Raw genomic sequence first — 11765 nt, 5'->3', positions numbered from 1 at the left:
ACTCACTGAATCGTGCAAGCCCAACTATTTTACGTTCACCCCGTCATATTACATAGAAAATATATGACAACACTCACAAAACTATTTCCCCCTTCTGTAAGCAATTAATATTTAACACATTGACTGCGCTTCTGATTATTGACATTCATTTGAGGTTACTTCCGGTTGACCGCATAATCTGTGATTGAATTCACCGCATGACAACATTGCTATAAATACAATTCAACTCACTACCCGGAGGCAATATGTTTAAAGAAGAAAGACGTCATGCCATCATTAATTTACTGATAAAGGATAATAGTGTTAGCGTCAGTAAACTTTCAGACCTTTATAAGGTTAGCCAGGAGACTATTCGTTCCGATCTACGCTATTTCCAGAAATCAGGTATGCTTCAGCGTTGCTATGGCGGAGGGATTTTAAACCGTGACGCGCTGAGTAAGCTTATCACTGAAAATAAGATTGATATCTCCAGCACTATCGCCACACCAATCCATCAGGATGCAAAACTGCGCCGGGAAAGCACAAAAAAAGCAGGCAAGGTGTGTGTTTTAGGCTCATTTAATATTGATGTTTCAGCAACCGTGCCGTGGTTTCCACAAAGCGGAGAATCCATTCTGGCCAGTCAATTTGGATTCTATCCTGGCGGTAAAGGAGCCAACCAGGCTTTAGCGGCAAACAATGCCGGCGCTGCGGCACATTTTATTTTTAAAGTGGGCAAAGATCAGTTCAGCGCATTTGCTATGAATCATATTATTCAATCAGGCATCGCCTCATACAGCGCGTATCAAACAGATAAAGCGCCCACCGGTAGCGCATTAATCTATGTCTCCGCCGTGGATGGCGATAATATTATCGCCATCTACCCTGGCGCCAATATGATGCTCACCACGCAAGAGATTAACGAGCAACACCGTTATATCGCCGAGTCTGACGTTATGTTAATGCAGCTCGAAACGAACATTGAAGCGTTGACTGAATTTATTCGCCTGGGCAAACAAGAAAATAAAATGATCATGCTGAATCCTGCCCCCTATACGAAACAGGTGACGCATTTACTATCTGATATTGACATCATCACGCCGAATGAAACTGAAGCCTCTTTTTTATCCGGCGTAACTATTACTGATATTAATGATGCGAAAAAAGCCGGAAATATTATTCTGCAATCCGGGGTGAAAAAAGTCATCATTACCCTTGGCGCCCGTGGTTCTCTGCTCTGTGAGCACGCCCGCACGTTGTATATTCCTGCGTGGAGCGCCGTGGTAAAAGATGCCGCTGGGGCCGGTGACGCTTTTAATGGCGCCTTAGCCGCCGCGCTGGCGCGACAAGCAGATATGGTCGCAGCCATTCAATATGCCTCCGCTTTCGCTTCTCTGGCGGTGGAACAAGTCGGTGCGTCGAGTATGCCTCAGCACTTGCAGGTTTTACATCGAATGCGTACCCAATCTAATAAAGTCATTAACATTAATTAACAGGTGACATAATGAAAATTTTATTTATTGGCGAATCCTGGCACATTCATATGATTCACTCTAAAGGTTTTGATAGCTTTACATCGAGCAAATATGAAGAAGGCGCAGACTATTTATTATCCTGCTTACGCCAGGGTAATATTGATGTGGACTACATGCCTGCCCATATTGTGCAAACTCGTTTTCCACAAACCGCCGAAGCATTAGCCTGCTATGATGCGATCGTCATCAGTGATATCGGTAGCAATACGTTCCTGCTACAAAACAGAACGTTTTATAATATGGATATTATTCCTGATGCATTACAACTTATCGCGGATTATGTTGCTGAGGGCGGCGGTCTGTTGATGATCGGCGGGTATTTATCCTTTACGGGAATAGAAGCAAAAGCCAATTATAAAAATACGGTTCTGGCGGAGGTATTGCCGGTTGAGATGCTGGATGTAGATGACCGCGTAGAACTACCGCAAGGATGTAAAGCAGTAAATACTGCGGTAGAGCATGTTATTACCCAGCCATTTAGCGAATGGCCGCCGCTATTGGGCTATAACAAGCTTATCGCCAAAGAAAATAGTCAGGTCCTTGCTGAAATTAATGGCGATCCACTGTTAGTTATGGGTACTTACCATAAAGGGAAAGTATGTTGCTTTGCCAGTGATTGTTCGCCGCACTGGGGAAGTCCGCAGTTTCTGCAATGGGAACATTACGCCACCTTCTGGTGTAATGTTTTACACACAATAAAAAAATAATATTACCAAGGCGAATATAAATTTCGCCTGCCCTGCCACACACTGAGTCATTAAGAATATGAATGATACTTATCTCTATGGCGAAATGTTTTCTGAAAACATATTGACAAGCTATCGGATTTATGGCGACAGAAAATCATTACTCACGCCGCTCATTATCCTTCATGGCGGCCCTTCTGGCGGCTTTGATTATTTATTAAATTATCGCCGTCTGGCTGATGACGGGCGCATGGTAATATTTTACGATCAATATGGTTGCGGTCGTTCAACGCATTTTCCTCATGCCGACGCGTCTTTCTGGACTATTGCGCGTTATCTCCGTCAATTAACCCAATTAATTCATCACCTGGGTATTGGACACGGGTATTCGATACTGGGACATTCCTGGGGCGGAATGCTTGCCGCAGAGCACGCCTGCTTACAGCCTGCCGGGCTTCGCGGGACGATACTGGCCAGTTCGCCGGCCAGTATCGCCCTGTGGCAACAGGAAGCCATACGGCTCTTTAACGCTCTGACGCCAATGTCCGATGACGATATCAAAAACGTCATTATGCCCGCCGTCATTTATCAAAACCCACCGGAACAGCTGGTCGCTTATTATGCCAGACACGTTTATACCCTCGCGGAAGAAGCCGTTCATGTTCAGCGATCTAATGCGCAGTTCGCCGCCGACCCTACGGGTTATCACATTTTATGGGGAACCAATGAACTGGCGGCAAATGGCAAACTTGCCGACTGGGATATTACGCCCCATTTGTGCCAGATACGCTGTCCTGTTCTGGTACTACGCGGCGAAAACGATCAGGCAACCGAGCGCGTCGTCTCGCCGCTTCTCTCTCACATTTCAGACTGCCGCGCGGTCACTATTCCCGGCAGCAGCCATAACCCGCATGAAGAAAATATCGCGCCCTGCCTCGCAGCGGTAAGCGCGTTTTTACGCGATCTGGCATAAAAAGCCATTAAGGTATTTATCATGAAAAAAGTCAAAAAATTGTCTCTTACCGATTTAGTGCTTTATGGTCTGGTGTTTATGGTGCCTATCGCACCAGTCTCTCTTTATGGCGTCGTTTATAATCTTTCGCACGGTATGGTTGCGCTGGTTTATATTATTGGCGCTATCGCGATGTTTTTTACCGCGTACAGCTACTCTACCTTATCGCAGCATATCTCCTCGTCGGGTTCGGCCTATGCGTATGCTGGCGTATGCATTAATCCCGCCGTAGGGTTTCTGACCGGATGGATATTACTGCTGGATTATCTTTTGTTCCCTACGCTCGTAGCGGTGCTGGGCGGCGTCGCGGTCCACGCTATTTTACCGCAAATCCCGGTCTGGGTCTGGCCGTTGATTTATGTGGCTATTGGCACCGGAGTCAACTATCTCGGGATACAGCAAACGGCGAAATTTGATAAGTTACTGGTCTTTATTCAACTCGGTATTCTGGCGATTTTCGTGCTACTCATTGTCCGTCTGATGATGCTGGACAGTAGTCAGATAACGCTTTCCTTCCGGCCTTTTTTCGATTCACAGTGGTTCACTCCTGGGCTCATCGCGACGGCGATTTCGGTGGCTGCGCTGAATTTTCTCGGCTTTGATGCTATCAGTACATTAAGTGAAGAAAGCGAAGGCGGGGGACGCGCCGTCAGTAAAGCAACGCTGTTGGCGTTAGTTTTGGCGACGGTATTGTTTATTATCGTTGTAGCGTTTGCGGCGTTCGCCACCGGTAACGTCGACCGCTTCGCGGAAGGTAATGCGACGAATGAAGCATTTTTCACCATTGCCGGCAACGTTGGCGGTATCTGGCTCAAAGTGGCATTTTCCATCATTGTGGCGTTTGTGTGCGCCGTCGGCAACATTATTACCGCGCAAACGGCGGTGTCCAGAGTGCTATTTTCAATGGGGCGCGACCGAATGTTGCCCGCCTTCCTCGCTCACGTCCATACCACGCGTAAAACGCCGGATTATGCCATTCTGTTTACCGGCGGCGTCACCCTGCTGCTCAGCTACCTGTTTTCCGGCAAGATTGAATCTATCTCCACGCTGGTGAACTTTGGCGCGCTTTTCGCTTTTTTTGTCGTAAACCTGTGTGTGTTTATCCTGTTCAATTTCCGGATGAAAGCCCAGCGGCGCATTTTCGCCCATGTCATTTCGCCGATCATGGGGATGATCGTCATCGGCTACGTCTGTTTAAACATGAACATTCACGCTCTGATACTCGGAATTAGCTGGGCGGCGATCGGGATAGCGATTCTGTGCTATCGAAAAGCACACAACCAAAACATCGCCATCGACCTGGAAGGCAAAAAGTTGCTCGATTGACATTATGCGCAACAACACCCACTGTTGCGCAACGCCGCCCCTGTTCGGGCGGCGTCATCGCCAGCGACATCGTAAACAGCGTAATAACAAACCGTTGTGGATCTGCACAGATGTCTTTTGAAACAGGGTTTTCATTTTCCTTTTTTGTAAATTTCAGCGTATAATGCGCGCCAATTGTCTCTTGAATGGTTTCAGCGCATTGGACTGTAAAACTCAACGACTAAAATTATCCCCTTCCCGTTGGGCTGAAACGCGAGCACACATTCCTCTGCACGCTCTTTCGATGTCACCTATCCTTAGAGCGAGGCATCATCACTTTAGCAACACAGGCTTAGCTTCCGGGCCGTGCGCGCCCGAAGCCAGATTTCCATATCCTCCTCAACTTAAAGACTAAGACTGTCATGAAAAAGACGAAAATTGTTTGTACTATCGGTCCGAAAACCGAATCCGAAGAGATGTTAAGCAAAATGCTGGACGCGGGCATGAACGTGATGCGTCTGAACTTCTCTCATGGCGATTATGCAGAACACGGTCAGCGTATCCAGAACTTGCGCAACGTGATGAGCAAAACTGGTAAAAAAGCCGCTATTCTGCTTGATACTAAAGGACCAGAAATCCGCACCATTAAACTGGAAGGCGGTAACGACGTTTCGCTGAAAGCGGGCCAAACCTTTACTTTTACCACCGACAAATCCGTGGTCGGTAATAATGAAATCGTTGCCGTCACCTATGAAGGCTTCACCAGCGACCTGAGCGTTGGCAATACCGTCCTGGTTGACGATGGTCTGATCGGTATGGAAGTGACCGCCATCGAAGGCAATAAAGTCATTTGTAAGGTGCTGAACAACGGCGACCTGGGCGAGAACAAAGGCGTTAACCTGCCGGGCGTTTCTATTGCTCTGCCGGCGCTGGCTGAAAAAGACAAACAGGACCTGATCTTCGGTTGCGAGCAGGGCGTTGACTTTGTTGCGGCGTCCTTTATCCGTAAACGTTCTGACGTTGTCGAAATTCGCGAACATCTGAAAGCCCACGGCGGCGAAAACATCCAGATTATCTCTAAGATCGAAAACCAGGAAGGCCTGAACAACTTCGATGAAATTCTCGAAGCTTCCGACGGCATCATGGTTGCGCGTGGCGACCTGGGCGTAGAAATCCCGGTTGAAGAAGTAATCTTTGCGCAGAAAATGATGATCGAAAAATGTATCCGCGCACGTAAAGTCGTGATCACCGCGACTCAGATGCTGGATTCTATGATCAAAAACCCGCGTCCGACCCGTGCAGAAGCAGGCGACGTTGCGAACGCCATCCTCGACGGTACGGATGCGGTTATGCTGTCCGGCGAATCCGCAAAAGGGAAATACCCGCTGGAAGCCGTTTCTATCATGGCGACCATCTGCGAACGTACCGACCGCGTCATGAACAGCCGTCTGGACTACAACAACGACAGCCGTAAACTGCGCATTACGGAAGCAGTATGCCGCGGCGCGGTAGAAACCGCCGAAAAACTGGAAGCGCCGCTGATCGTGGTAGCGACCCAGGGCGGTAAATCCGCTCGCGCCGTGCGTAAATACTTCCCGGACGCCACCATCCTGGCATTGACCACCAATGAAGTGACCGCCCGTCAGTTAGTACTGAGCAAAGGCGTGGTATCGCAACTGGTGAAAGAAATCAATTCTACTGATGATTTCTACCGTCTGGGCAAAGATGTCGCCCTGCAAAGCGGCCTCGCCCAGAAAGGCGACGTCGTCGTGATGGTCTCCGGCGCGCTGGTTCCAAGCGGCACCACTAACACCGCCTCTGTTCACGTACTGTAATAATTGTTGTGTGAATTAATTTGTTTAAAAAAGCGCCCTTCCGGCGCTTTTTTTATTTAATCGATAGCCACTATTAATAAAAAAATCAAATCGGATTTTACTATCTAATTGCGGATTATCTAAGAAGAATCCGATGGAAGCCCCCTGTTTTCTTTCGGTTTTTTAGGGACTTTCATGCATTTCGATGCTTCTTTGAGCGAACGATCAAAAATAAGTGCATTCCCATCAAAAAAATATTCTCAACATAAAAAAGTTTGTGTAATACTTGTAACGCTACATGGAGATTAACTCAATCTAGAGGGTATTAATAATGAATCGTACTAAACTGGTACTGGGCGCGGTAATCCTGGGTTCTACTCTGCTGGCTGGTTGCTCCAGCAACGCTAAAATCGATCAGCTGTCTTCTGACGTTCAGACTCTGAACGCTAAAGTTGACCAGCTGAGCAACGACGTGAACGCAATGCGTTCCGACGTTCAGGCTGCTAAAGACGACGCAGCTCGCGCTAACCAGCGTCTGGACAACCAGGCTACTAAATACCGTAAGTAATAGTACCTGCGTAATAAAAATGGCGCACATTGTGCGCCATTTTTTTGTCCGTCGTTTGCGCGAAGGCTACTGCGTCGCGCGCGTTTGCCCCTCTTCCCCGACAAAACCGTTCTGAGCGGATTCGACTGCGGTCGTATTTACCGCTGGCGTCTGCCCGGCGCTCACGCTGACAGGATACCCGGCTCGCCGGTATAGCGCCTTATCGACCAGGCGACTATCCACCCCTTGCGCGTTTCTGAACGCGGTAAATTCCGCAGGCAACACGTAGGGCATCGTCTGCACGTTTTGCTCTTCTTCCGGCGATAGCGGCCTGTGTACCTCTACATAACGAATGCCATTCGGCTCGACAGAGAATTTCACCGGCTGGTTAATCACTTTTACCGGCGTCCCCGTTCTGACCTGCGCAAATAACGCTTTGATGTCCGGCGCGTTCATGCGAATGCAACCGGAACTCACGCGCAGACCCACGCTATCCGGCGCGCTGGTACCATGAATGAGATATTCCCCATTACCGTGCGCCAGACGCAGCGCATAGCGTCCCAGCGGGTTATTTGGCCCGGCAGGGATCACCGACGGCAGCGTGATCCCCCGCTCAAGCGAACGTTGGCGTATGCCCGCCGTCGGCGTCCACGTCGGGTTGGGGATCTTTTGCCCTATCCGGGTGTCCATGACGGGAGTTTCCAGTCCCTGCAAACCGATGCCGATGGGATACACCTGAACGCGGTTTTCTCCCGGCGGGTAATAATACAACCGTAGCTCCGCGAGGTTGACGATAACGCCTTCCCTGGGCGCATCCGGCAATAGCATCTGCGAGGGAATGGTAATTAGCGTACCGGGCTTAGGCACCGGCGCAATCGTATTGTTCGCTTCAAGAATGAGCATCGCCGCCGTATCAAAACGCCGGGCGATAGCCTGCAGGTTTTTATCACCTTCCTGTACGGTATAGGTTTGATTCTGACCAATAAGACGGCTGCCTTCGGGCGGTAATGGATAATCAACCGCCCAGGCTGCCTGTAACGCGCTATACGCGCCGATAATAGTTAGCGTAATGAAAGACGCACGTTTCATACCAAACCTCCTGTATTCCTGGTGATGTCCTCTGCGACGGCTGATAGCGCTTCGCTTATCAGAACAACAAAATATACGCTCTGTCCACTCTGGATAAAGCGACGTCGCCGTCCGACAAAGGATTTGACATCAGGTAGAACGCTGTCTGTACAGTTTAGCTAAGAGTGGCGGCCTTAGCGCGAATTGCGCGAATCATTGCTTCCAGCCCCTGAGAACGAGAAGGCGTGAGGTGCTGCGCAAGCGCCATTTTTTCGAACCATGGCCGGACATCAAAATGCACAATATCCTGCGCCGTCATTTGGTGGTACAAAATAAATACCACCGCCATAAGGCCTTTAACGATCGCCGCGTCGCTGTCGCCCTGCAATTCGATAATGCCGTTGGCGTTTCGCCGCATCACGATCCACACCTGGCTCTGACAGCCATGAATCGTATTTTGCGGATTACGATCCTGCGGATTTAACTCCGCCAGGCGCTGCCCCAACTCAATAATATATAAATATTTCTCTTCCCAATTAGCGCAACGCGTAAAGTTACGCAGCAATTTTTCTTTATCCGGTAGCGCAGCCATAAAACCTCACTGTTATCCCAATAAGCGGTGGATACGCGTTAATCCTGCCACCAGTCGGTCCACTTCTTCATGGGTGTTATACATCGCCAGCGAAGCCCGGCACATTGCTGGCACGCCATACCAGGCCATGAGCGGCATCGCGCAGTGATGCCCCGTTCGTACCGCGATACCGTAATTATCAAGAAAGCTGCCAACGTCGTAAGCATGGTGTTTACCCAGATTAAACGCGATGACGCCCAACCGCTGCGCCGGGCCATATAGCGTGATATCAGGCACCTGCGCCAGTTGCTCCAGCGCATAGCGCATCAGCATCTGCTCATAATCGCCAATCTTATCCAGTCCCAGCGACGTCACATAGTCAATTGCCGCGCCCAGACCGATGATGCCGCCAGTATTCGGCGTTCCCGCCTCAAAACGCCAGGGCGCTTTCGCCCATGTCGTTCCCTGCGTCAGGCTGACGGTCGAAATCATCGACCCGCCCCCTTCCCACGGCGGCATTTCTTGCAGCAACGCCTCTTTAACATACAGAATGCCGATGCCGGTCGGCCCGTAAATTTTATGGCCGGAGAAAACGTAAAAATCGCAGTCCAGCGCCTGGACGTCAACAGCATGGTGCATCACGGCCTGGGCGCCATCCACCAGCACTTTCGCCCCATGCTGGCGCGCCAGCGCAATCATGTCCGGCAGCGGGTTTTCCGTCCCCAGCACATTGGAAACATGGGTAATGGCCAGCAGTCGGGTCCGGTCATCGAACAGCGCTGCTAAGGTCTCCAGCCGCAGCGTACCGTCATGATGCAACGGGATCACGCGCAGTTCAGCGCCTTTGCGCTCGCACAGCATCTGCCAGGGAACGATATTGGCATGATGCTCCATCTCGCTGATGATAATGTTATCCCCGGCGCGAATATTTTCCGTTCCCCAACTGTTGGCGACAAGGTTAATGCCCTCCGTCGTACCGCGCACGAACACCAGTTCTTCTGCGGAGCGGGCGTTAATAAACCGCGACGCCTGCTTACGCACATTCTCCATGCTTTCGGTCGCCTGTGCGCTTAACGTATGGATACCTCGATGTACCGCAGCATAGCCGTGACAGTAGAAGGCAGATTCAGCATCAATCACCTGATTAGGTTTTTGAGCGCTGGCTGCGCTGTCCAGGTAAGCCAGCGGCAGGCCGTTAACTTCACGCTGCAGTATGGGAAAATCCGCCCGTACTTTTTCTACAGGAAATGTCATACCAGGCCTCCGGGCAGTCGCTGGCCGATTCGCGCCAGCACCTGCTGTTTAAGGGCGCTATCATGGATAGCTTCCGTTAACTCTGCGGCAAACGCGTAAAGAATCATGTGCCGCGCCTCCTGCTGTCTGATGCCGCGTGATTGCAGATAAAACATCTGCTCATCGTCAATACGCCCGATCGTCGCGCCGTGGCTGCACTTCACGTCATCGGCATAGATCTCTAATTGCGGTTTGGTATCGACTTCAGCCAGTTTCCCCAACAACAGGTTATTATTGGTCATCTGGCCGTCGGTTTTAATGGCGTGTTGCGCCACGTTAATCAGGCCATTAAAGACCGCGCGTCCTTTGTCGCTGACGATGGTCTTGTGCAACTGGCGGCTGTTACAGTAGCCTTTGTTATGTTCCAGCCATGTCCGCGTATCGCAGACTTCATTTTTCACCGGCATCGCCAGACTATTCAGTCGAAGCGTCGCGTTTTCACCATTCAGTTGTGAGCTGCTGTGGTGACGTAGTACTGCGGCGCCCAGCAGAAAACTGTGGCTAAACGCCGAGGCGTCTGTCGCCAGCAGAAGATCGTTATGCGCAAAGTGATAGCTGGACGCATTTTCAAACGCCAGTTTGATATGACGCAGTTGCGCATTGTCTGCAACGTTCATCGTCAGACGCGCGCCGGTAAAATGTTTTGCCGCTGTAAGGCTGACATAATGCTCAATAACCGTCGCTTCCGCGCCTTCCGCCAGCGCCAGATGGTGGCGATAATGCGCAGTATTCAGCTCGTCGCCATCCACACCCTGCGTGATATGCATTAACAGTAGCGGCCTGGTCGGACGCTGATTTCGCCGTACCTGTATATACGTGACACATTGCGCCAGGCTTTCCGTCAGATGCAGAAAAACCTCGGGATGTACCGGCGCGGCAAGCGTCTGGCGCTCATCCCTGACGCTAACGTCAAATCCGCTGTTTTGCGTGCTATCACTGAGCTCTGGCATAAACCGTCCGTCGACAAACACCAGCCGCACGGCATCGATTTGCAGCGCCAGCGCATCACGCTGTGCGGTGCTGATAGTCGTACACTGCTGAATAAACTGGCTATGGGTTAAGCCCTCCAGCGGCGTGTATTTCCAGTCTTCATGTTTACGTGTCGGCAATCCCAGACGCAACATCTGTTGTAAATGTTGTCTTGCCTGCTCAGTTCGACTTTCTCCTTTTTCTTCAAAGAGATGCTGCCATTGCTGTAGCGCTTTACTGCTGTTCGGTAAGCCAGCCATAACCCTGCTCCTCCAGTTGTTTGACCAGAGTAAAATCGCCGGATCGGACAATTCGCCCCTGATAGAGGACATGGACGTAATCGGGCTTGATATAGTCCAGTATGCGCTGATAGTGGGTCACGATAATAAAAGCGCGTTTATCGTCGCGTAACGCGTTGACGCCTTCCGCCACAATTTTCAACGCATCGATATCCAGTCCGGAGTCCGACTCATCAAGGATGCACAGTTCCGGCTCCAGCACCGCCATTTGCAAAATATCATTGCGCTTTTTCTCCCCGCCGGAAAAACCGACGTTTACCGAACGGGTCAGTAAATCTTCCGGCATTTTCAGCAATGCGATCTTTTCTTCCATCAGATCCTGAAAATCAAAGCGATCCAACGACGCCTGCCCGCGGTAGGCGCGCACGGCATTCAGCGCGGTTTGCAGGAAAAACTGGTTACTGACGCCGGGGATTTCTACCGGGTACTGGAAGGCCATAAAAATCCCTTCGCCCGCCCGTTCCTCCGGCGACAGTTCAAGCAGATCTTTACCTTTGAACGTAACCGAGCCGCCGGTGACCTCGTAATCTTCACGTCCCGCCAGGGTGGCGGAGAGCGTGCTTTTCCCGGAACCGTTCGGCCCCATAATGGCGTGAACTTCGCCGGGGCGAATCTCCAGATTCAGGCCACGCAAAATCGCTTTTTCTTCCACACTGACCTGTAAATCTTTAATGCTTAACATGGGTT

Annotated in this window: 11 protein-coding genes; 6 read left to right on the top strand and 5 right to left on the bottom strand. The window is 50.5% G+C overall.

Going from position 1 to position 11765, the window contains the following annotated elements; genetic code table 11:
• Positions 1-245: 245 nt before the first annotated feature.
• From ACLD11_RS01875 to lpp, 6 genes are all read left to right on the top strand, one after another.
• Positions 246-1472, top strand: coding sequence for a PfkB family carbohydrate kinase (locus ACLD11_RS01875; RefSeq protein ID WP_411011191.1), 1227 nt, complete (start codon positions 246-248; stop codon positions 1470-1472).
• Between the two features lie 11 nt (positions 1473-1483).
• Entirely contained in the window at positions 1484-2221 is a 738-nt protein-coding gene (locus ACLD11_RS01870; protein ID WP_411014467.1) for a glutamine amidotransferase, read from the top strand.
• A gap of 58 nt (positions 2222-2279) precedes the next feature.
• Positions 2280-3173 (top strand): proline iminopeptidase-family hydrolase, encoded by an 894-nt coding sequence (locus tag ACLD11_RS01865; protein WP_001000508.1) that lies wholly within the window; start codon positions 2280-2282, stop codon positions 3171-3173.
• Positions 3174-3194: 21 nt separating this feature from the next.
• The gene (locus ACLD11_RS01860; protein ID WP_000756093.1) at positions 3195-4538 is read left to right on the top strand and encodes an APC family permease; all 1344 of its coding nucleotides are present in this window, start codon (positions 3195-3197) and stop codon (positions 4536-4538) included.
• A 401-nt stretch (positions 4539-4939) separates the two neighbouring features.
• Complete coding sequence (pykF, locus tag ACLD11_RS01855; protein ID WP_000751447.1) at positions 4940-6352, top strand: pyruvate kinase PykF; 1413 nt, start codon at positions 4940-4942, stop codon at positions 6350-6352.
• Positions 6353-6662: 310 nt separating this feature from the next.
• Positions 6663-6899, top strand: a complete 237-nt coding sequence (gene lpp / locus ACLD11_RS01850; protein ID WP_001082307.1) for a murein lipoprotein Lpp — start codon at positions 6663-6665, stop codon at positions 6897-6899.
• 66 nt (positions 6900-6965) lie between these two features.
• On the opposite strand, the gene ACLD11_RS01845 is transcribed toward lpp, so the two are convergent.
• The 5 genes from ACLD11_RS01845 to sufC all read right to left on the bottom strand — a co-directional run bounded on the left by ACLD11_RS01845 (position 6966) and on the right by sufC (position 11760).
• Positions 6966-7967: a L,D-transpeptidase family protein gene (locus ACLD11_RS01845; RefSeq protein WP_411014466.1), complete on the bottom strand. Its 1002-nt coding sequence runs from the start codon at positions 7965-7967 to the stop codon at positions 6966-6968.
• A gap of 154 nt (positions 7968-8121) precedes the next feature.
• Positions 8122-8538 (bottom strand): cysteine desulfuration protein SufE, encoded by a 417-nt coding sequence (gene sufE, locus ACLD11_RS01840; protein ID WP_000729468.1) that lies wholly within the window; start codon positions 8536-8538, stop codon positions 8122-8124.
• A 12-nt stretch (positions 8539-8550) separates the two neighbouring features.
• Complete coding sequence (gene sufS / locus ACLD11_RS01835) at positions 8551-9771, bottom strand: cysteine desulfurase SufS (protein ID WP_411014465.1); 1221 nt, start codon at positions 9769-9771, stop codon at positions 8551-8553.
• The gene (gene sufD / locus ACLD11_RS01830; RefSeq protein ID WP_411014464.1) at positions 9768-11039 is read right to left on the bottom strand and encodes a Fe-S cluster assembly protein SufD; all 1272 of its coding nucleotides are present in this window, start codon (positions 11037-11039) and stop codon (positions 9768-9770) included. Before sufD ends, sufS begins: the two co-directional genes overlap by 4 nt.
• On the bottom strand, positions 11014-11760 hold the full coding sequence (gene sufC, locus ACLD11_RS01825) for a Fe-S cluster assembly ATPase SufC (protein WP_000948902.1): 747 nt from the start codon (positions 11758-11760) through the stop codon (positions 11014-11016). The genes sufD and sufC overlap by 26 nt, the downstream gene beginning before the upstream one ends.
• Positions 11761-11765: the final 5 nt, after the last annotated feature.

The sequence above is a fragment of the Salmonella sp. 741265116_PST genome (assembly GCF_046567715.1).
GTDB lineage: Bacteria > Pseudomonadota > Gammaproteobacteria > Enterobacterales > Enterobacteriaceae > Salmonella > Salmonella enterica.
Note: the sequence above shows the minus strand (reverse complement) of the source record. Positions and strands in the feature narration are given on the sequence as shown.

What these genes read in the sequence shown, in the direction of transcription:
- ACLD11_RS01875 (WP_411011191.1), top strand. Translation starts at nt 246, where the DNA reads ATGTTTAAAGAAGAAAGACGTCATGCCATCATTAATTTACTGATAAAG.
- ACLD11_RS01870 (WP_411014467.1), top strand. Translation starts at nt 1,484, where the DNA reads ATGAAAATTTTATTTATTGGCGAATCCTGGCACATTCATATGATTCAC.
- ACLD11_RS01865 (WP_001000508.1), top strand. Translation starts at nt 2,280, where the DNA reads ATGAATGATACTTATCTCTATGGCGAAATGTTTTCTGAAAACATATTG.
- ACLD11_RS01860 (WP_000756093.1), top strand. Translation starts at nt 3,195, where the DNA reads ATGAAAAAAGTCAAAAAATTGTCTCTTACCGATTTAGTGCTTTATGGT.
- pykF (WP_000751447.1), top strand. Translation starts at nt 4,940, where the DNA reads ATGAAAAAGACGAAAATTGTTTGTACTATCGGTCCGAAAACCGAATCC.
- lpp (WP_001082307.1), top strand. Translation starts at nt 6,663, where the DNA reads ATGAATCGTACTAAACTGGTACTGGGCGCGGTAATCCTGGGTTCTACT.
- ACLD11_RS01845 (WP_411014466.1), bottom strand. Translation starts at nt 7,967, where the DNA reads ATGAAACGTGCGTCTTTCATTACGCTAACTATTATCGGCGCGTATAGC.
- sufE (WP_000729468.1), bottom strand. Translation starts at nt 8,538, where the DNA reads ATGGCTGCGCTACCGGATAAAGAAAAATTGCTGCGTAACTTTACGCGT.
- sufS (WP_411014465.1), bottom strand. Translation starts at nt 9,771, where the DNA reads ATGACATTTCCTGTAGAAAAAGTACGGGCGGATTTTCCCATACTGCAG.
- sufD (WP_411014464.1), bottom strand. Translation starts at nt 11,039, where the DNA reads ATGGCTGGCTTACCGAACAGCAGTAAAGCGCTACAGCAATGGCAGCAT.
- sufC (WP_000948902.1), bottom strand. Translation starts at nt 11,760, where the DNA reads ATGTTAAGCATTAAAGATTTACAGGTCAGTGTGGAAGAAAAAGCGATT.